Raw genomic sequence first — 20,474 nt, 5'->3', positions numbered from 1 at the left:
GGAGAGGCGTTGCCGCAACGACACCGTGCACACGTTCGGGCTGAGGCGTCGTTCCACGTGCAGCGGCACGGTGCCCCGGCCGACGACGCACGTCGGCCGGGGCACCGTGCCGGGACCTGGGCGAACGCCGCCTACCGCGACATCAACTCGGTGTCCCGGTGACGTAGGGGTCCTGGGTGAGGAGGTGCGCCTTCAGGCCCTCGCCGACGCCAGGCTCCGGGGTGCCCGCCCAGTCCTTGATGAGCACGCCACCGGTGCTGCAGCCCCACGGGTTCCAGGTCCACGCGAGATAACCCATGCCGTGCGCGTCGGCCCAGTCCACCAACCGCTGCATGTAGTCGAAGCCGCAGTTGTCCTGGCCGAACTCACCGATGACGACCGGCACCTGTTGCGCGAGCGGCGCGACCTGGCTGTCCCAGCAGGATTCGGTCGCGCAGGCGTTGAAGCTGTACGAGTGCCAGGACGCGGCGATGTTGTTCAACGGGTCGGTCGGCTTGTACGTCAGCCACTCCCGCATGTCGTTGGCCCACTCCAGGCCGCCCAGCATGAGGACATTGGTCGCGCCGGTGGTCCGGACAGCGTCGACCAGGTCCTGCATGCCGGCGGTTTCATAGGGAAGGCCGGTGCAGGTGCCGCCGTCTCGCCAGCACGTCCAGCCGAGGGTCTTGTCCCAGTTGCTGGCGACCTCCGGGTACGGCTCGTTGAACAGATCGAAGACGACGGCGTCGTTGCCCTTGAACGCGCCTGCGACACCGGTCCAGAACTGAGGGGCGTACTGCGCGTCCGGCATCGGCTTCTGGCAGGTCGCGGTGGCGTCCTTGCAGTGCCAGTCCGGCCCGTTGGTATAGGCGCCCCGGGTCCAGTGCAGGTCGATGATCGGGGTGATGCCGTTGGCCACCAGCAGGTTGACGTAGTCCTTGACGCCTTGCTGGTAGGTGGCTCCGCTGGGCGAGCCGTTGATGCCGAGCCAGCATTCCTCGTTCAACGGCAGGCGTACCGCGTGAACGTTCCAGGTCTTCATCGCGTCGACGGAGGCCTGGTCGACCGGGCCGCTGTCCCATTGCCCCTTGCCCTGCACACAGGCGTATTCACCGCTGGAGCGGTCCACACCCAGCAGCCGGTACTGCTTGCCGCTCGCGGTGACGATCTTGTTACCGGAGACCTTCAGCTTCGGGGCCGGACCGCCGGGGTCGCCGGTCGGAGTGACTGTGGGGCTGGGGGTCGGGGATGTCACCGAGCCGGTGCAGGTCACGCCGTTGAGCGCGAACGACGCGGGTTTCGGATTGGCGCTCTTCCACGCACCGGTGAACCCGATGGAGGCGGACTTGCCGGTATCCAGCGCCCCGTTCCAGTCCAGGCCGGCGGCGGACACATGGGTCCCGGACTGGGTCCACGTGGCGCTCCAGCCGTTGGTGACCTTCTGGTCGTCGTTCGGGAAGTCGAACGTCAACTTCCACCCCCGCACGGCGGCGCCGAGGTTGGTGATGGCCACGTCCGCGTTGAACCCGCCCGACCATTGGCTCTGCACCGTGTATGTGACCGAGCAGCCGGTGTCGGCTGCCGACGCGGGCAGGGTGGCGGTTGCAAGGCCACCCAGGATCAGCGCACCGGCGGCGCCGGTGGCCATTAAGGCGTGACGACGTTTCACCTGATCTCCTCGTTGCCGTAAGGGACGGATGGGAGCGATGGAAGCGATGCACTCATCGTTAATTCGGTGACTTATGGAAGTCAAGGTGCCTGCGACTGGCTTCTGGAGACTGGGAGCCGACCGGAGCGAAAGGCCCTGCTCGGCCTAAGTAAGCTAAGGTGGCAAAGCCCGGGACAAAGGAGAACATGTGGCGTCCAGTCCACTGTGGGCAAGCCGGTTGAAGACGCGCGGCTTGGTCCTCGACGTGATCAGGTCGGCGCGGGCGACCAGCCGCGTGGAGCTCGCGGCGGCGACGGGTCTCACCGGTGCGACGATCTCCGCGGTCGTGCGCGAGCTCATGGCCGACGACCTGGTCGTCGAAAGCGGTCGCGGTGCGCCGACGGGCGGCAAACCGCGCACGCTCCTCCAGCTCAACCCGCAGGCCCGGTACAGCGTCGGTGTCCAGCTCGAACGCAACTCCTGCGTGATCGTGGTGGTCGATCTGGCCGGCAGGCAGGTGGCCAGGACCTCGTTCCAGGGCACCGCGACGATGCCGCCGGGGCAGGCACTACCGCTGGTGGCGAACCAGGTGGAGGCGTTGCTGGCCACCGCGGCCGTCGACCGCGAGAAGGTGCTGGGCGTGGGCCTGGTCGGCTACGGCCCGCAGGATCGGCGCGCGGGTACCTTGCTCACCCCGCAGCCCACCGAGGAGTGGCTCGGCTACGCGGTCGCGCCGAGCCTCGCCCAGAGCCTCGGACTCCCCGTACTGCTCGACAACGACGCCTCCGCGGCGGCCATCGGCGAGTACTGGCTGGGGACGGTCGCCCCGCACAGCACCTACGGCTGTATCTACATGGCCACCGGCATCGGCGGCGGGGTCGTGGTGGCCGGCGAGGTGTACCGCGGCAGTTCCTCGAACGGTGTGGAGATCGGCCACATCTCCATCGACGTCAACGGCGAGGAATGCCCGTGCGGCAACGTCGGCTGCCTGGAGAACTATGCCGGCCCCTCCGCCCTGGTCCGGCAGGCCATGGACATGCCGGAGCTGGCCCAGCGGCTGGCACTGGGCCCGACCGACGACGACTTCCTCACCGAGTTCGCCCGGATCACTGCCGCCGCGAACGCCGGTGACGCCGAGGCGCGGGGTCTCGTCGAGCGGTCGGCCCGCTATCTGGGGCACGCCGCCGTCACGATGTCCGCCCTGTTCGACGTCGACACGATCATTCTGGCGGGGCCGAGCTTCTCCGTGGCCGGTTCGATCTACCAGACGGTGATCCAGCAGGAGGTGGACCGGCGCACGTTCACGCGCAGGGTGCACCCGGTGCGGATCGTGCCGTCGGTAAACGGCTCGGACGCGGCGGCGATCGGCGGGGCGGTCCTTGTCCTGCAGAGCGAACTGACCCTCGCCCACCCGCAGGACGGGGTACGACCGCTGCTCGTCGGCACGGGTGAAGCCACCCCCTGACAGGCCTGCCTAGTTGTGCTCGTACGCCGGCATGCTGCCCGCCTTGACCACCTCCGCCGGGTCGATGTCCACGACCCGGCCCCGTGCGGCCGGGTCAGGTGAGGCTGCGGCCAGGAGTTGGGTGTAGGGGTGTCGGGGGGTGCGGATCACCTTGTCCGCAGGCCCCCGTTCGACCACTCGCCCCCGGTACAGGACCAGGATGTCGTCGGCGAAGTGCCGTGCGGTCGCCAGGTCGTGGGTGATGTAGAGGACGGCGAGGTTCTCCTCCCGCTGGAGTCGGGCCAGAGTCGAGAGCACATCCAGCCGGATCGAGACATCCAGCATGGAGACCGGCTCGTCGGCCACCAGGACGGTCGCACCGGGCGCGAGCGCGCGGGCGATGGCCACGCGCTGGCGCTGTCCGCCGGAGAGTTCGTGGGGCCGGCGGTGTGCGATGGCGGCGGACGGGAGACTGACCCGGTCCAGCAGTTCCGCCGCCGCGGCACTGGTCTCCGTACGCGTCCTGGTGCGACCGTGCAGCCGCAGCGGGCGCGCCAGGTGGTGAGTGATGGTGTGGAACGGGTTCAGCGAGGCGAACGGGTCCTGGAACACCATCTGTACGTGGTGACGGTAGTCGCGGTCCGGGACGGGCGCCCCGTCCGCCCCGGTGAGAGTGACCCGCCCTGCGGTGGGCCGCTCCAGGCGGGCGATGATCCGCGCGATCGTGGACTTGCCCGATCCGGATTCGCCGACCAATGCCACCGTACGCCCCGGGGTGAGAGTGAAGGAGACCTCGTCGACGGCTCGCAACCGGGTGGGGCGAAGGCCCCCTCTGATCCTGAACTCCTTGACCAGGTCGGCCACTTCGAGCACCGTCATGACGTACCTCCGGATCGTACGAACGCCCCGCTCTCGCCGGTGAGGCTGGGGAAGGAGCCGAGCAGCCTGCGGGTGTACGGGTGTTGTGGCCGGTCGCGTATGTCCTCGGCCGGCGCGTTCTCGACGATCTCCCCGTCGAGCATCACCGCGATCCGGTCCGCGACCTCAAGCAGCATGGGCAGGTCGTGGGTGATGAACAGGACGGCGAAGCCGATCTCGTCGCGAAGCCGCATGATCTCCTGGAGGATGCCCCGTTGCACGACCACGTCCAGCGCGGTCGTCGGCTCGTCCAGGATGACCGCCTGCGGATCGAGCAGCATCGCCATCGCGATCATCACGCGTTGCCGCATCCCCCCGGACAGCTCGTGCGGGTAGGAGCGCAGGCGCCCCGGATCGATGCCGACCATGGTGAGCAGTTCGGCGCAGCGGGCCCGCCTTTGCGTACGGGACATCTGCGGCCGGTGGGTGATGAGCACGTCCTCCATCTGTGCCCGGATGGTCAGAACGGGGTTGAGCGAGTTCATCGCGCCCTGGAAGACCATGGCCAGCTTCGCCCAGCGGAAGGCGCTCAACTCCTTTGGTGGCAGGGCGAGTACGTCGAGGGAAGATCCCTCGCGGTCGTGGAAGGTCACGGAGCCGTCGGTGATCTCGGCGGGTGGCGTGTGCAGTCGGTTCACCGCGTACGCGAGGGTGGTCTTGCCGCAGCCCGACTCACCGACCAGACCGAGGATTTCACCCCGCCGCAGTGTGAGGGACACGTCCCGCACGGCGTGCACCGGCTGTTCGCCCTGGTAGACCACGGACATGCCTCGCACGTCGAGCACTACGTCCTCCTCGCGGCTCGACTCGGCCACGGGTGCTCGGCGGGCCGCTTCCCGTGTCCGGCGAGGCAGGTTGCGCAGCGTCGGATTGATGATCTCGTCGATGGTGAAGTTCACCAGGGCGAGACCGCAGCCGAACAGGGCGATGATCAGTCCTGGCGGTACGAACCACCACCAGGCGCCGCGCTGGAGGGCGAAGCCGTTCTGCGCGTAGTAGAGCATCGTGCCGAGGGTCGATGAGGAGGATGCGCCCAGACCGAGAAAGGACAGGCCTGCCTCGCTCAGGATTGCGACGATCACCGCGAACACGAACTGGGAGGCCAGCAGCGGCAGCAGGTTGGGCAGGATCTCGACGCCGATGACCCTTCCCGGGCCCTCCCCCGCGACGCGGGCGGCCAGCACGTAGTCGCGGTTGCGCAGGGACAGGGTCTGGGAGCGCAGGACACGAGCGGAACCGGCCCAGCCGGTGATCGCAAGGACCAGGGCGATCGTCCAGGATCCGCGCTGTTCCGGCGGTACGAACGCGGAGATCACGATGATCAGCGGAAGCCCGGGGATCACCAGCATCACGTTGGAGAAGAGAGAGAACGCCTCGTCCACGACGCCGCCGAGGTAGGCCCCGACGATGCCGAAGAACGCGGCGAGGACGGTGGCCAGGACTCCGACGAGGACGCCTATGTAGAGCGAGCCGCGGGTGGCGTAGGCGATCTGGGCGAGAACGTCCTGGCCTGTCTGGGTGGTTCCCAGCAGGTGGCCGCCGCTCGGGGAGGTCAGACCCATGTTGTCGATCCGGTCAGGGTCGTCGACCAGCAGGGGGCCGACGAGCCCGAACAGGGAGATCGCGAGGATCAGAGCGGAGCCGACCACGAGCTTGGGTGACCAGCGCACGCGCCAGACATCGCGCGGGCTCGGCTGCACATCGGGGCTGATGTTCGTCATCTACGTGCCACCTCAGGGTCTTTGTGGGGTGGTGATCCAACGCCGCACGGGCCCTATCCGCTGGTCCGGGTGCGTGGGTCGATAAGGCCGTACAGCAGGTCGACGGCGAGGTTGGCCGCGAGCACGGTGACCGTGATGACCAGGAAGATGGCCTGCATGAGCGCGTAGTCGTTGTTCTGTACCGCCTGGAGCAGCTTCGAGCCGATGCCGGGATAGGCGAAGACCTGCTCGGTGACGATCGAGCCGGCGACGACGAAGCCGAGGGAGATCGCGAATCCGGCGACGGAGGGCAGGATCGCGTTCCTCGCCGCGTACCGGATCATGATGCGTCGCTCGCTGAGGCCCTTCGCCTTGGCGGTGAGCACGAAGTCCTCGGCCATCGCGGAGACCATCATGTTCCGCGTGCCCAGCACCCAGCCTCCGACGGACGAGATCACGATCGTGGCCGCGGGCAGGATGCCGTGGTAGAGCGCGGACATGATGAAGTCGGTGTAGGGGCCGGGGGTGATGGCGACGTCGTACCCGCCGAGGAGGGGGAACCAGCCCAACCCCGATCCGAGGGCGGCGACCAGGATGAGCGCGAGCCAGAAGTACGGCACCGCGGACAGTACGGTCGAGGCCGGCACCAGCGAGTCCAGCCAGGTGCCACGCCGCCAGCCCACGAACACGCCCAGCACGATCCCTGAGACGACCGCCAGGATGGTCGCGAGCCCGACCAGGGCGATGGTCCAGGGCAGCGAGGTGGCGATGACGGTCGAGACCGGGGTCGGGAAGTCGCTCACCGAGACCCCGAAGTCACCGCGTAGCAGGTTGCCCAGGTAGGCGATGTACTGCCGGAGCAGCGACTCGTCCGTGTGGGTGCCGAGCAGGAGCTCGTAGGCCCGGCGTGCGGAGGGGTCCACCGCGCCACCGTGCTGCTGGAGCTTCGCCATCAGGATGTCCGACGGATCGCCCGGCATCATCCGCGGGATGAAGAAGTTCAGTGTCACGGCGGCCCACAGGGCGACCAGGTAGAAGGCGAACTTGCGCAGGTAGTACCGCATCGGTGCGCCTCACTTCCCGGCGGGCTTGAGGCGCAGGTAGACCTCCGCGCTGTCGGGGCTCTGCCAGACAGCCGGGAAGGCGTAGAGGTCGGCGGCGGTCGGCCAGCCGGTGAACTTCGCGTCGTGAACGACGTTGATCGTGCCCTGGGTGAGCACCGGGATGTACGGCATGGCCTGCTCGATGCGGGTCTGCACGGTGTCCAGGTAGGGCTGGCGCGCGGTGGTGTCGGCCGGGTTGATGTGCTTGATCGCGTCCAGCGCCTTGTCGACCTGCGGATCGGAGAAGCGGCTGAAGTTCGAGCCGGGTTTGGCGCCGACCTCGGCGGTCTGCGCGGTGCTGAGGAAGTAGGTGTAGAGGTAGTACGGGTCGGGCGCGGGCCCCTGGTAGAGGGAGTCGATGATCAACTGGTAGGAGCCGCGGTCCCTGGAGTCGACGAACTCGTTCCAGGACAGCTGCTGTGGAGTGAGCTTGATGCCGGCCTTCTTGAGTTGCTGGCCGATCGTGTTCACCGCGGTGATGTAGTCGGTCCAGCCGGAGACGGTCATCACCGTCAGCGACAGCGGCTTGCCGTCCTTGGCGTAGATCCCGTCGGAGCCCTTGGCGTAACCGGCGCTCTCCAGGGTGCGTTGTGCCTCGGCCACGTCCGGCTGCATCGGCGCGGTCGCGTTCTGCAGCCGAGCGGACATGAGCGCCTTGTCCCGGTTCGGCAGCAGGAGGCTGGGCGAGATCTCACTCGCTGTGCCCTCGAACGCCAGCGCGTTGAGCTGGGTTCGGTCGATGGCGTGGTAGATCGCCCGACGCACGGCCGGGTCGGTCTGCGGGCCCTTGCAGCCGAGGTCGGCGTTGCTGCAGGTGTCAAGCACGATCTGGTTCAGCGGTGTGATGACGGACTCGTAGCCGGGGTAGTTCTTCGCGACGTCCTCGACGCCGGGCACCGGCCCCGTCTGCCAGTCGATCTGTCCGGCCTTGAGGGCGGTCGCCCCAGACTGGTTGCCGGAGAGTGCGGGATAGCGGATCCTCTTCACCGTCGGCTCCCCGCCCCAGTAGGAGGGGTTGGCCTTGAGCGTGTATGCCTGGGGTTTGAAGTCGTCGAGGAGGTAGGGACCGGTGCCGACCGGGTCCTTGAGGACGGCGACGCCCGGATCGGCGAGGTCCTTCCACTTGTGCTGGGGCACGATGTAGGTCTTGCCCAGGACGGATGGGCCGTCGACGAAGGACGGCTTGTCGAAGGCGATGCTCACGTGGGTGTCGTCGACCGCCGTGGCGTGGCCCGCGTATCCGGCGTTGTTCATCCCCTTGTGCTTGGTGATCATGTCGAGGGTGAACACGACGTCGGCGGCGGTGAATCGCTGACCGTCCGACCACTTCACCCCGTCCCTGAGAGTGATGGACAGCTTGGTGCCGTCAGGGTTCCAGGAGAACTTCTTGCCCAGCCGGGGCACCGGGGCGTCCTTGCGGACGGTGTTGTAGAAGAACAGCGTCTGGAAGATCGTCCCGGTGCCGCCGATGGCTGTCGGCGCGAACGGGTTGAAGTTGATCTGGTAGTCGCTGGCCTGCCCTGTGTAGGCGACCAGCACCGGGGACTTGCTCTGGGCCGGCGTGCCGGACGACTGGCACCCCGCGGCGGCGAGCATCAGGGCAGCCATGATCACTACGGTGTGCCGTCTGGCACCGCGTCCTGTCGACAGCATGGTGATGTCCTCTCGTCCTGACGCTCGACTAGGTGGCGACACGGGGAATGCTCGACATTATTAAGACCCCTAAGAAAGGGGGTCAATACTGGCGACGCCGCGTCATGAGCCCCGATTCGGGGCGCACAGTCTCGGGACCCTCCCCCTTGCGGTTCCGCCGGATTTCCCCACCGTTGACTTACTTAAGTTATCTGCGTAAGCATGGACGCCGTCTCACGGCCGTACCAGCGACCAGCGAGGAGAACGCGGATGATCGCCAGAACGACGTTGCACGACGGCTGGAGCCTGCGAGCCACGGCAGGTCAGGTGCCGGACACTCTCGCGAACCGTCAGGTGCCCGCTCAGGTGCCAGGGAGCACCCACCTCGACCTGCTCGCCGCCGGTCTCATCCCGGATCCGTATCTGGACCTCAACGAATCGGCGCTGACCTGGATGCACCGCGTCGACTGGCAGTACACGACCACGTTCCGGGCAACGGCGCCGCAAGCCGGCGAACGGGCGGATCTCGTCTTCGACGGCATCGACACGATCGCCGTCGTCGAACTCAACGGCGATGTGCTCGGGCACACCGCCAACATGCACCGCGGCTACCGGTTCGACGCCCGTGGATCGCTGCGTGAGGGCCTCAACACACTGACCGTCTCGCTGGGTTCAGCGCTCACCCACGCCGAGGAGGCGGAGGCCCGGCTCGGCTGGCGCATGCGCGCCTACCCCCACCCTTACAACGCCATCCGGAAGATGGCGTGCTCCTTCGGCTGGGACTGGGGTCCTGACCTGCAGACCGCCGGCATCTGGAAACCCGTACGGCTGGAGCGGTGGACCGGCGGGCGCCTGGCGCAGGTGCGCCCGCTCGTCACCGTCGATCCGGACGGCACCGGCCGCATCGACGTGCAGGTGGACATCGCCGACGCCGAAACCGACGGCACTGGCGGCGACCGCGAATACACCGTGGAGGTCACCATCGGCAACGTCCACGTACAGACACTGGTTCGCGGCACCACCGCCCGCGTCACCGCCCTGGTGCCGGACGTGCGACTGTGGTGGCCGGCGGGCTACGGCGCCCAGCCGCTGTACGAGCTGGCCGTGACGCTCCTGGCCGACGGCGAGCGTGTCGACACCGACCGGCGCCGGGTCGGGTTCCGTACCGTCACCGTGGACACCGAACCGGATGAGACCGGTACGCCGTTCACCTTCGTCGTCAACGGCACACGGATCTTCGCCAAGGGCGCCAACTGGATTCCGGACGATCACTTCCTCACCCGCGTCACCGCCCAGCGGACGGCACGCCGCATCGATCAGGCCGTCGACGCCAACATGAACATGTTGCGGGTCTGGGGCGGCGGAATCTACGAGAGCGACGACTTCTACGAGATCTGCGACGAGCGCGGTGTGATGGTCTGGCAGGACTTCCCCTTCGCCTGCGCCTTCTACGCCGAGGAGGAACCGCTGCGGCACGAGGTCCTGGCCGAGGCCCGCGAGAACATCACCCGGCTCGTGGCCCACCCCTCGCTCGTCCTGTGGAACGGCAACAACGAAAACCTTCCCGCGTACACCGACTGGGGCTGGCAGGAAGGCCTGGAGGGGCGGAGCTGGGGGCTCGGCTACTACGCCGATCTGCTGCCCGCGCTCGTCGCCGAACTCGACCCCACCCGTCCCTACGCACCCGGCAGCCCCTACAGCCCCGGCGATCTGCCACCCAACGACGCCCATCACGGCACCCGCCACGAATGGGACGTGTGGAACGCGCGCGACTACACCCACTACCGCCACCATGTGCCCAGGTTCTGCGCCGAGTTCGGCTTCCAGGGACCGCCCGCCTGGACCACCCTCCACCGCTGGATCCACGACGAACCGATGACACCCGGCTCCCCCGCTCTCCTGCTCCACCAGAAGGCCGAGGACGGCAACGGCAAGCTGCACCGCGGCCTGGAGCCCCACCTGCCGGTCCCCGCCGACCTGGAGCGGTGGCACTGGGCGACCCAGCTCAACCAGGCCCGCGCCGTCAGGTTCGGCATCGAGCACTTCCGCTCCTGGTGGCCGCGGACCGCGGGCGCGCTCGTCTGGCAGCTCAACGACTGCTGGCCCGCCATCTCCTGGGCCGCGGTGGACAGCGAAGAACGACCCAAACCCCTCTACTACGCCATCAAGCAGGCGTTCGATCCGCGGTTGCTCACCATCCAACCCCGCGACGGCAGGCCCACGTTGGTCGCTGTGAACGACCACGACCAGCCGTGGCGGACAACTGTGCTGGCGACACGGCAGACCTTCACCGGCAAGGCGCTGGCCACCGCCGAGCTGTCGCTCGACGTGCCGCCCCGGTCCACCGCGCAGCTGTCCCTGGCCGACGACCTGCTCACCCCCTCCGACCCGCGCGGCGAAGTGCTGACCGCAACCGCAGGTGGCGCCCATGCCCATCACCTCTTCGGCGAGGACCGCGACCTCGACTACGACCCGGCGCCGTTCACCGCCGGCGTCCTGCCCGTGGACGGTGGCTACCGGATCGACGTACGCGCCACCTCCTATGTGCGCGACATCGCCCTGCTGGCCGACAAGGTCGCGCCCGACGCGGTCGTGGACGACATGCTCGTCTCCTTGCCTGCGGGAGGGGCCAGGAGTTTCCTCGTGCGCACGTCGACGAAGCTGGACGACCCGTCCGCCTTGATCCGTCCGAATGTGCTGTGCTGCGCCAACTCCCTGGCCTGTGCCACGGCTGTTCACCCCGTGCACCCGGGTCAGTGAAGTAGGAGGCAGACGAGTCGGGCTGTACGCCGGGTTCAGTCCGAATCAGGCCGTTGCGCTGCGCGCCGCAGGAGGTCACACGCCAGCCGGGGACCCGTCAGACTCGGCAACGACCAGCCGTCAGCACACGTCGGCCCTCCGCATCAAGATCCGGACCATGCGGGGAGCCGATGATGTGTCCGCCGACCGCCTCGGGGGCGGTGAGGACATCCGCGCGCCGACGCTCGGGGATGAGGTGGCGGCGCGCATGCGTATCTTGCTCAGCTCAGGAAGCTCAACCGCACATGACGGTTGGCATTGGAAATGTTGGTGTCCACCAGACAAACCGACTGCCAAGTCCCCAGTTCCAGCCCCCCGTTCACCACCGGCAGAGTCGCATGCGGTGGGACGATCGCCGGGAGGACGTGGTCTCGGCCGTGGCCGGGGCTGCCGTGGCGGTGCTGCCAGCGGTCGTCGGCGGGGAGGAGGGTGTGGAGGGCGGCGAGGAGGTCGTCGTCGCTGCCGGCGCCCGTCTCGATGATGGCGACGCCGGCTGTGGCGTGCGGGACGAAGACGTTCAGGAGGCCGTCGCGGCCGACGGCGACCTCCCTCAGGAAGGCCTCGCAGTCGCCGGTGAGGTCGACGATCCGCTCCGACGAACCGGAGGCGACGTTCAGGACTCGGGTGGTGAAGGCGTCTGACATCCCCCCATCCTCACCCCTGCGCCCGGATTCACACCCCATCCACCGACCGTCCCGCGATACGGCAGGTCCATTCCGCGAGACGCCATTGACCATGGCCGCGCCAGCTGGCTACTTTCGGCGACATGTTGCGTTCAGTTCTGCTCACCACGCGCGGTCACATCGACCTGCTGCGGGTGGCCTCCGCCGCGTGTCGTCGCGGCTGCTGACGCCTTCTCCCACCCCTTTCGCGCCTGCGCTCCGCCCTACCCGCACGTCCTCTCCGCGCTGATCCCCGATCGGTGACGCGAGACTGACGCCGGCAGTGCCTGGCCGCCCTCACCTCCTCATCGGCCGCCGTCCCCTCCGTGGAGCTCCCATGAGCATCAGCCATGCCCCGCCCGGCTCTCACAAACCCGATATTTCTGGAATATCAGGTGATGAAGTCGTGTCCGTCGACCTCGTCCCCATCGTTCCCGTCTCCTCCCGACGCACCCGCGTCCCCCGCTGGCTGCGCCGCACGACCGGCCCCCTCCTGCTGCTCGCCCTGTGGCAACTCCTCAGCAGCACCGGTGTGTTGACCGCGGACGCCCTCGCCTCTCCCGGCCGGGTCGCCCAGGTCGCGGGGGATCTGACCGCCGACGGCTCACTGGCGTCGGCGATGACGACCTCGCTGCAGCGGGTCGCGGCCGGACTGCTCCTCGGGACCCTCATCGGTACCGGACTCGCCCTCGTATCGGGCCTGTTCAGGATCGGCGAGGACCTCGTGGACGCCCCGGTGCAGATGCTCCGGACCGTGCCGTTCGTGGGGCTGATCCCGCTGTTCATCATCTGGTTCGGCATCGGCGAGGCCCCGAAGGTCGCGATCATCACCCTCGGCGTGACCTTTCCGCTCTACCTCAACGTCTACGCCGGCATCCGGGGCGTGGACTCCCAGCTCATCGAGGCCGGGGAGTCCCTCGGACTCTCCCGCTGGGGACTCGTACGGCACGTCATCCTGCCGGGTGCGCTGCCCGGCGCCATGACCGGTCTGCGCTACTCCCTCGGGATCGCCTGGCTCGCTCTCGTCTTCGCCGAACAGGTCAACGCGGACTCGGGCATCGGCTTCCTGATGGTGCAGGCGCGCGACTTCCTGCGCACCGACGTCATCGTGGTCTGCCTGATCGTCTACGCCTTCTTCGGCCTGCTCGCCGACTTCATCGTCCGCACCCTCGAAAGGCTGCTGCTGCAATGGCGACCGACGTTCACGGGCCGGTGAGCCCCCAGGTGTCCGAGGCGGCCAAGACACCGGACGCCGCGCCCTCCCGACCTGCGCAGGCCGTCCGCGTCGAGGGCCTGACCCGTTCCTTCGACGGCCGAGCCGTCATCGACAATCTCCAACTCGACGTCCGTCCAGGCGAGTTCGTAGCCCTGCTGGGCCGCAGCGGCTGCGGCAAGTCCACCCTGCTGCGTATCCTCGCCGGACTGGACCGGGACATCGAGGGCACCGTCCTCGTCCCGCGCCGCAAGGCGGTCGCGTTCCAGGCACCCCGGCTGATGCCGTGGAAGAAGGTGTGGCGCAACGTCCTGCTCGGCCTGTCCGGCAAGCCCGCCCGCGCGGTCGCCGACCAGGCTTTGGAGGAGGTCGGCCTCAGTCACCGTGCGGACGCCTGGCCCAAGACCCTCTCCGGGGGCGAGGCCCAACGTGCTTCGCTGGCAAGGGCGTTGGTGCGTGAGCCCGATCTCCTGCTGCTGGACGAGCCGTTCGGCGCGCTCGACGCCCTCACCCGGATCAAGGCCCAGCGCCTGGTGGGCGAGTTGTGGCAGCGCCGGGGCTGCGCCGTGCTCCTTGTGACGCACGACGTCGAGGAGGCCGTTCTGCTCGCCGACCGCGTTTTCGTGATGGACGACGGGGTCATCGCGCACGAGCAGCGGATCGACCTCGACCGGCCCCGCGACATCGCCGACCCCCGGTTCGCGGAGATCCGCGGCCGGCTCCTGGAACGCCTCGGCGTCGACACGGCCGCCGAAGCCGCCTGAACTCCCCAGCTCGCCACCTCACCCACCCAGTTGCACAGAACGGAACCCCCAATGCGACGTCGCCTCGCCGCCCCCGCCGCACTGCTCCTCCCCCTCGCCCTCCTGCTCACCGCCTGCGGCGGGAACGCGTCCGCCGGAACCGGCACCGACACCGACGGCAAGGGCTCCCTCACGCTCAACGTCGGTGACCAGAAGGGCGGTTCGGAGGCGATCCTGCGCGCCGCCGGGGAGCTCAAGAGCCTCGACTACAAGATCAAGTGGTCGACCTTCACCTCCGGCCCGCCGCTCCTGGAGGCCGTCAACGCCCAGGCCGTCGACATCGGCGGCGTCGGCAACACCCCGCCGGTGTTCGCGGCGGGTGCCGGCTCGAAGATCGCGGTCGTCGCCGCCTTCCACGGCACCTCCAAGGGCGACGCCATCCTCGTCCCGAACGACTCGAAGCTGACCGACCCGAAGCAGCTCAAGGGCAAGTCGATAGCGGTGGCGCAGGGTTCCTCCGCCAACTACCAGCTGGTCGCCTCCCTCAAGGCCGCCAAACTCAACCTGAGCGACGTCAAGGTCAAGTACCTCCAACCGGCCGACGCGCTCGCCGCGTTCACCTCCGGCAAGGTCGACGCCTGGGCGGTGTGGGACCCGTACACCTCACAGGTGCTCCAGGCGAAGCAGGGCCGTGTACTGACCACCGGCGAGGGCGTCACCAACGGACTGACCTTCCAGGTGGCGGCGCCCGGCGCACTCAAGGACCAGAAGAAGTCCGCCGCGATCAAGGACTACCTGGATCGTCTTCGCCGCGCCACGGCATGGGTCTACGACCATCAGGAGGAATGGGCGAAGGTCTGGGCGAAGGACACCGGACTGCCGTACGAGGTGGCGCTGGCCGCGGTGAAGCGGACCTATGCCACCCGGATCTCGGTCGCCGTCGACAAGCCGCTGATCGCCTCCGAGCAGCAGATCGCGGACGCCTTCACCGAGTTGAAGCTCATCCCGAAGAAGGTCGACTTCGCGGACTTCGTCGACACCCGCTACAACGGCGGCCTCCCGTCCTCGACCACGCAGCCCCGCCCCTCGAAGGGCTGACGACATGACCGTACGACTTCACTGGTTCCTGCCCACGGGCGGCGACGGCCGCACTCTCGTGGACCGGCACGCCTACGGCTCGAACCACACCGGCCAAGTCCCCGGTGTCCGGGCGCCGGACATCGACTACCTCACCCAAATAGCCAAGGCAGCCGAGCACTTGGGCTTCGAGGCGGTGCTCACCCCGACCGGCACCTGGTGCGAGGACGCCTGGCTGACCACCGTCGCGCTCGCCCAGCACACCGAGCGGCTGAAGTTCCTGGTGGCGTTCCGGCCGGGGCTGATCTCTCCGACGCTCGCCGCGCAGATGGCGTCGACCTACCAACGCCTCACGCGGGGGCGGCTGTTGCTGAACGTCGTCACCGGGGGCGACTCGGCCGAGCAGCGGCGCTTCGGGGACCGTCTCGACCACGATCAGCGGTATGACCGTACGGACGAGTTCCTGTCCGTCGTCCGAGGGGTCTGGCGGGGACAGCCGTACGACTTCGAGGGCGCCCACTACCAGGTCGAGGGCGGGCTGACCGCGCTGCCGCCGGACCCGTTGCCGCAGTTGTTCTTCGGCGGGTCCTCCCCGGCGGCCGGGCCGGTCGCGGCGCGGCACGCGGATGTGTATCTGACCTGGGGCGAACCGCCCGCGCAGGTGAAGGAGAAGATCGACTGGATCAGGGAGCTGGCGGGGCGGGAGGGCCGTGAGGTGCGCTTCGGGGTCCGGCTGCACACCATCTCGCGCGACTCGTCGAAGGAGGCCTGGGCGACCGCGAACCGGCTGCTCGACGACCTCGACCCCGACACCATCGCGGCCGCGCAGACGGCGCTCGGGCGCAGCGAGTCGGTGGGTCAGCAGCGAATGCTGGCCCTGCACGGCGGGTCCCGGGCCGAACTGGAGATCCATCCGAACCTGTGGGCGGGCGTCGGGCTCGTGCGGGGCGGGGCGGGCACGGCGCTCGTCGGCAGCCACGCGGAGGTCGCCGATCTGATCGAGGAGTACCACGCGCTCGGCGTCGAGCACTTCGTGCTCTCGGGGTATCCGCATCTGGAGGAGGCGTACTGGTTCGGCGAGGGTGTGATTCCCGAGCTGGCGGCGCGCGGGCTGGTCGAAGGGGGTGCGCGGGCCGGGGCGCCGATCCTCGTGGCGGGAGGGCGGTAATCACACGGATCCTGGGAAGATCCAGGACCTCGCCGCCGTTGGTAGAAGCGTGAACAACACGCGCGAGGTCGAGGTCGTGGTCATAGGCGCTGGTCAGGCGGGTCTGTCCAGCGCCTACCACCTGCGTCGCACCGGTTTCGAGCCGGAGCGCGACTTCGTGGTCCTTGACCACTCCCCCGCCCCCGGCGGTGCCTGGCAGTTCCGGTGGCCGTCGCTGACGTACGGCAAGGTCCACGGCATGCACGCGCTGCCGGGCAGGGAGCTCACGGGCGCGGATCCGCAGCGGCCGTCGTCGGAGGTGATCGCCGAGTACTTCGCGGAGTACGAGCGCGCCTTCGATCTTCGGGTACGACGGCCTGTCGACGTCCGTGCCGTGCGGGAGGGCGACGGCCGACGGCTCCTGGTCGAGACCTCGGACGGCACCTGGTCGACGCGGACGCTGATCAACGCGACCGGGACCTGGGACCGGCCGTTCTGGCCGCGCTACCCGGGACAGGAGACCTTCCGGGGGCGGCAGTTGCACACCGCGCAATACCCCGGCCCCGAGGCGTTCTCCGGGCTGCGGGTGGTCGTGGTGGGCGGGGGCGCGTCCGGCACCCAGCACCTCATGGAGCTCGCCCCGTACGCGGCCGCGACCACCTGGGTGACCAGGCGTGAACCCGTGTTCCGTGAGGGACCCTTCACCGAGGACGTAGGCCGGGAGGCCGTGGCGCTCGTCGAGGAGCGGGTACGGCGGGGACTGCCGCCGAAGAGCGTGGTGTCGGTGACCGGGCTGCCGCTCAACGACGCGGTCCGGCAGGCGATCGCGGACGGGGTCCTGGACCGGCAGCCCATGTTCGACCGGATCACGCCCGAGGGTGTGGAGTGGAACGACGGACGGCATGTCGAGGCCGACGTCATCCTGTGGGCGACCGGGTTCCGGGCGGCCGTCGACCATCTGGCCCCGCTGAAGCTGCGCGAGCCCGGCGGTGGGATCCGGGTCGAGGGCACCCGCGCGGTCGCCGACCCTCGGATCCATCTCGTCGGCTACGGCCCGTCGGCGAGCACCATCGGCGCCAACCGCGCGGGCCGTGCGGCCGTACGGGACATCAGGCGGCTGCTGGCGGCGGAGCTCGTCTCCGCCTGATACTCCGTCAAGTTCAGCCCGCCTTCGCCGACTTCTGCCGGTTCTTGTTGAACTCGGCCACGTTGCGCTGGTGTTCGGCGTAGTTGTTGGTGAAGCGGGTGTCGCCGGGCTTCACCGTCACGAAGTACAGCCAGTCGCCCGGAGCCGGTGAGATCGCCGCGCGCATGGCGTCCTCGCCCGGGCTGTCGATCGGGGTCGGCGGCAGACCCATGCGCTGGTACGAGTTGTAAGGGCTGTCGATCCGGAGGTCGGCGCTGGTGGTGCGCAGTGTGGAGCGGTTGAGCGCGTAGTTGATGGTGGAGTCCATCTGCAGCGGCATCCCACGCTCCAGACGGTTGAAGACGACCCGGGCCACCTTTCCCATGTCGGCCTTGGTCGCCGCCTCCGCCTGGACGATGCTCGCGATGGTGACGGCCTGGTAGACGTTCATCGCGTTGCGCTGGGCCCCGGCCGCGATGGGGGCACCGTTGAACTTCTTGTTGGCGGTGTCGACCATGTACGAGAGCAGCGCCTCAGGCGTCATCTTCTTGCCGCCCCGTTCCAGCGGGTACGTCGCCGGGAAGAGGTAGCCCTCCGGGTTGCCCTCGGCGTCGTTCGGCAGCTTGAGGTGCGCCTTGGCCAGGGACTTCTTGGCGGTGCCCGGGGGCTGGGCGAGGGCCTTGTCGACGGCGTCGTAGATCTGCCCGGCCCGCCAGCCCTCCGGGATCACCAGGGTGACGGGCTTCTTCTCCCCCTCGCTGTCCAGGCTCAGCAGCGGCACCGCCACAGCGGTGCCGGCCACGACGGCCCCGGTCGCGATGAGGACGAGACGGCCTCTGCGCGTCAGTCGAATCGTGCTCCGTGGCGGAGTGTTCATGTGCATGCGGGCACGGTAACCCGCATATCATGACAAACCCGGCATATTTTCAGCTTGTCGGTTCCAGTTGGGCATCTCGGCGTACGAGCGCCGCGTACCGGCCCTCCCGCTCCAGCAGCTCCTCGTGCGTGCCTCGCTCGGCGACCTGACCGGATTCGAGGACCACGATCTGGTCTGCGGTCCGGATGGTGGACAGGCGGTGCGCGATGGTGAGCGTGGTGCGGTTGGCCGAGAGCGCGTCGATGGCCTCCTGGACGGCGTGTTCGGTACGGGTGTCCAGGGCGCTGGTCGCCTCGTCCAGGATGAGGACGGGCGGGTCTCGCAGAATGGTCCGCGCGATGGCCAGGCGCTGCTTCTCACCGCCGGAGAACCGGTGACCGCGCTCGCCGACGACGGTGTCGTAGCCGTCCGGCAGCGAGGCGATGTGGTCGTGGATCTGCGCCGCCCGCGCCGCCTGTTCGAGCTCCTCGTCGGTCGCGTCGGGCTTCGCGAAGCGCAGGTTCTCGGCGACCGAGGCGTGGAAGAGGTACGTCTCCTGCGAGACGACCCCGATGGCCCGCGCGAGGGTGTCGAAGTCGAGGTCGCGGACGTCGACCCCGTCGAGGGTGACCCGGCCACCGGTCACGTCGTAGAGCCGCGGGACGAGGTAGCCGAGCGTGGACTTGCCGGCGCCGGTCGAGCCGACGAGCGCGAGGCTGCTGCCCGCGGGGACGTCGATGTCGATGCCTTCGAGGATGGGGCTGCCCTGGCCGTCGTAGCGGAACTCGACGTTCTCCAGGCGGACTTCGCCCTTGATGCGGTCGAGGTGGACCGGGTTCTCCCGCTCGGTGATGTCGATCGGCAGGTCGAGGTACTCGAAGATGCGCTGGAAGAGCGCGAGCGAGGTCTGGATCTGGACGCCGGTCGACAGGAGGCTCACGGCCGGGCGGAACAGACCCTGCTGGAGCGAGACGAAGGCGACGATGGTGCCGATGGAGATGTCCGGGCCGCCGGCCCGGAGGGTGACCCCCGCGGCCCAGTAGATGACAGCGGGCATCGCGGACATGACGATGCCGATGACGGCCATGCGCCAGCGGCCTGCCATGTTCGAGCGCACTTCGAGGTCGACCAGGCTCTCGGACTCGTCGGCGAAGGACCGGGTGAGCGAGTCGGAGCGGCCCATGGTCCGGCCGAGCAGGATGCCGCTGACGGAGAGCGACTCGGTGACGGTCGCGGCCATCGCGGCCATCTGCTTCTGGCGCTGGGTGGTGATCTTCTTGCGTTCGTTGCCGACCCGGCGGCTGATCCAGACGAACACCGGGAGCAGCAGCAGCGAGACGACTGTCAGGCGCCAGTCGAGGGCGATCATCGCGACGATCGTGGCGATCACGCTGGTCAGGTTGGAGACCAGGGAGGTCGCGGTCGAGGTGACGGTGGCCTGCATGCCGCCGATGTCGTTGGCGATGCGGGACTGCACCTCGCCGGTGCGGGTCCGGGTGAAGAAGGCGAGCGACATGCGCTGCAGGCGGCCGTAGACCGCGGTGCGCAGGTCGTGCATCACGCGCTGGCCGACGGTCGTGGAGATGAGGGTCTGGCCGACGCCGAAGACGCCGGTGAGGACGGCGCTGAGGATCATGCCCAGCGCGAGCAGGCTGAGCAGTCCGGTGCGGCCCTGGGGGATGGCCACGTCCAGCGTTTCCTTCAGCAGGAACGGGGTGGCGACGGTGACCAGGGAGGAGGCGCCGACCAGCAGTCCGACCACGGCGAGCTTGGCGCGGTAGGGCTTGAAGAGGCGGAGGATACGGCGCACCTGACGGGGTTGGTCGGTCGAGGTGCCGGGGGCGGGGGTCCAGTCGATGTGATCGCGGGGCATGGTCTCCTACGGAGGGTGAGGTGGTGAGGACCAGCGGAGCCTAGCTCATTGTTACCTATGCTCACAATGAAATAGGTCCTGATATTGTTCCCGCATGACCACGCCCGATTCCGACAGCCTGCTGGCCGAGCAGTTGCTCAGGCTCACGCGTCGGGTGCACCGCATCCAGAAGCGCCAGCTCCATGAGCGCGGTCTCGGCGTGACGCCGGCCCAGTCCCGGCTGCTGCGCACCCTCGCGCACTGGGAGACGCCGCCCCGCATGGCCGATCTCGCGGAGCGGCTTGAGGTGGTGCCGCGTGCGGTGACGAGCCTGGTCGACGGCCTGGAGGCCGGCGGCAAGGTCCGACGCGTGCCCGATCCGGCCAACCGGCGGGTGATCCGCATCGAGCTCACCGACGACGGGGTGAAGGCTCTTCAGGAACTGCACGCGGTACGCAGGGCGGCCGCGGAGGAGATCCTCGCCCCCTTGTCGGGCGAACAACGTGAGGTGCTGGGCCGGTTGCTGGACACATTGGCGGACGGACAGTGCTGAACGGGGCGTGGCCACCACTCCG

General features: G+C 68.7%; 17 protein-coding genes. 9 read left to right on the top strand and 8 right to left on the bottom strand.

The annotated features are described in order from the left end of the window. Positions 1–142: 142 nt before the first annotated feature. Positions 143–1,648, bottom strand: a complete 1,506-nt coding sequence (locus AB0D34_RS00445) for a cellulase family glycosylhydrolase (protein ID WP_362654220.1) — start codon at positions 1,646–1,648, stop codon at positions 143–145. A gap of 187 nt (positions 1,649–1,835) precedes the next feature. Here AB0D34_RS00445 and AB0D34_RS00440 point away from each other — a divergent pair, with 187 nt between their 5' ends. Further along, complete coding sequence (locus AB0D34_RS00440; protein WP_362654217.1) at positions 1,836–3,092, top strand: ROK family protein; 1,257 nt, start codon at positions 1,836–1,838, stop codon at positions 3,090–3,092. Positions 3,093–3,101: 9 nt separating this feature from the next. On the opposite strand, the gene AB0D34_RS00435 is transcribed toward AB0D34_RS00440, so the two are convergent. From AB0D34_RS00435 to AB0D34_RS00420, 4 genes are read right to left on the bottom strand one after another with little or no spacing between them, the layout of a single operon-like run. Continuing rightward, positions 3,102–3,950, bottom strand: a complete 849-nt coding sequence (locus AB0D34_RS00435) for an ATP-binding cassette domain-containing protein (protein WP_362654214.1) — start codon at positions 3,948–3,950, stop codon at positions 3,102–3,104. Next, positions 3,947–5,710 carry a dipeptide/oligopeptide/nickel ABC transporter permease/ATP-binding protein gene (locus AB0D34_RS00430; RefSeq protein ID WP_362654211.1) on the bottom strand — a complete coding sequence of 588 codons (1,764 nt, stop codon included), beginning with the start codon at positions 5,708–5,710 and terminating at the stop codon, positions 3,947–3,949. Before AB0D34_RS00430 ends, AB0D34_RS00435 begins: the two co-directional genes overlap by 4 nt. 53 nt (positions 5,711–5,763) lie before the next feature. Next, the gene (locus AB0D34_RS00425) at positions 5,764–6,753 is read right to left on the bottom strand and encodes an ABC transporter permease (protein ID WP_362654208.1); all 990 of its coding nucleotides are present in this window, start codon (positions 6,751–6,753) and stop codon (positions 5,764–5,766) included. Between the two features lie 9 nt (positions 6,754–6,762). Then, entirely contained in the window at positions 6,763–8,400 is a 1,638-nt protein-coding gene (locus tag AB0D34_RS00420) for an ABC transporter substrate-binding protein (protein ID WP_362654205.1), read from the bottom strand. Positions 8,401–8,694: 294 nt separating this feature from the next. Here AB0D34_RS00420 and AB0D34_RS00415 point away from each other — a divergent pair, with 294 nt between their 5' ends. Beyond that, positions 8,695–11,184, top strand: coding sequence for a glycoside hydrolase family 2 protein (locus AB0D34_RS00415; protein WP_362654202.1), 2,490 nt, complete (start codon positions 8,695–8,697; stop codon positions 11,182–11,184). A gap of 260 nt (positions 11,185–11,444) precedes the next feature. Here the strand turns inward: AB0D34_RS00415 and AB0D34_RS00410 are convergent, their stop codons facing one another. Beyond that, on the bottom strand, positions 11,445–11,867 hold the full coding sequence (locus tag AB0D34_RS00410; RefSeq protein WP_362654199.1) for a YjbQ family protein: 423 nt from the start codon (positions 11,865–11,867) through the stop codon (positions 11,445–11,447). Between the two features lie 122 nt (positions 11,868–11,989). On the opposite strand from AB0D34_RS00410, the gene AB0D34_RS00405 reads away from it, so the two are divergent. The 6 genes from AB0D34_RS00405 (at position 11,990) to AB0D34_RS00380 (ending at position 17,212) form a co-directional block, all read left to right on the top strand. After that, positions 11,990–12,073 carry a putative leader peptide gene (locus tag AB0D34_RS00405; RefSeq protein ID WP_350495123.1) on the top strand — a complete coding sequence of 28 codons (84 nt, stop codon included), beginning with the start codon at positions 11,990–11,992 and terminating at the stop codon, positions 12,071–12,073. Between the two features lie 149 nt (positions 12,074–12,222). After that, entirely contained in the window at positions 12,223–13,101 is an 879-nt protein-coding gene (locus AB0D34_RS00400) for an ABC transporter permease (protein WP_362654196.1), read from the top strand. After that, positions 13,074–13,862: an ABC transporter ATP-binding protein gene (locus AB0D34_RS00395; RefSeq protein ID WP_362654193.1), complete on the top strand. Its 789-nt coding sequence runs from the start codon at positions 13,074–13,076 to the stop codon at positions 13,860–13,862. Before AB0D34_RS00400 ends, AB0D34_RS00395 begins: the two co-directional genes overlap by 28 nt. 51 nt (positions 13,863–13,913) lie before the next feature. Next, a complete protein-coding gene (locus tag AB0D34_RS00390) occupies positions 13,914–14,939 on the top strand; it encodes an ABC transporter substrate-binding protein (protein ID WP_362654190.1) in 1,026 nt (341 codons plus the stop codon). Between the two features lie 4 nt (positions 14,940–14,943). Continuing rightward, on the top strand, positions 14,944–16,086 hold the full coding sequence (locus AB0D34_RS00385; RefSeq protein ID WP_362654188.1) for an LLM class flavin-dependent oxidoreductase: 1,143 nt from the start codon (positions 14,944–14,946) through the stop codon (positions 16,084–16,086). A gap of 49 nt (positions 16,087–16,135) precedes the next feature. Then, the gene (locus tag AB0D34_RS00380) at positions 16,136–17,212 is read left to right on the top strand and encodes an NAD(P)-binding domain-containing protein (protein ID WP_362654185.1); all 1,077 of its coding nucleotides are present in this window, start codon (positions 16,136–16,138) and stop codon (positions 17,210–17,212) included. 13 nt (positions 17,213–17,225) lie between these two features. Here AB0D34_RS00380 and mltG read toward each other — a convergent pair whose 3' ends face one another. Together mltG and AB0D34_RS00370 are read right to left on the bottom strand one after the other, a co-directional pair. Further along, positions 17,226–18,074 carry an endolytic transglycosylase MltG gene (gene mltG, locus AB0D34_RS00375; RefSeq protein WP_362654182.1) on the bottom strand — a complete coding sequence of 283 codons (849 nt, stop codon included), beginning with the start codon at positions 18,072–18,074 and terminating at the stop codon, positions 17,226–17,228. Positions 18,075–18,117: 43 nt separating this feature from the next. Further along, on the bottom strand, positions 18,118–19,920 hold the full coding sequence (locus AB0D34_RS00370; protein WP_362654179.1) for an ABC transporter ATP-binding protein: 1,803 nt from the start codon (positions 19,918–19,920) through the stop codon (positions 18,118–18,120). A 94-nt stretch (positions 19,921–20,014) separates the two neighbouring features. Between AB0D34_RS00370 and AB0D34_RS00365 the strand changes: the two genes are divergently transcribed. Then, positions 20,015–20,452, top strand: coding sequence for a MarR family transcriptional regulator (locus tag AB0D34_RS00365; RefSeq protein WP_362654176.1), 438 nt, complete (start codon positions 20,015–20,017; stop codon positions 20,450–20,452). Positions 20,453–20,474: the final 22 nt, after the last annotated feature.

Origin of the sequence: Streptomyces sp. NPDC048420 (assembly GCF_040651535.1) — a bacterium.
In the GTDB taxonomy this organism is placed as follows: domain Bacteria; phylum Actinomycetota; class Actinomycetes; order Streptomycetales; family Streptomycetaceae; genus Streptomyces.
This window is presented reverse-complemented; position numbering and strand designations above follow the sequence as displayed.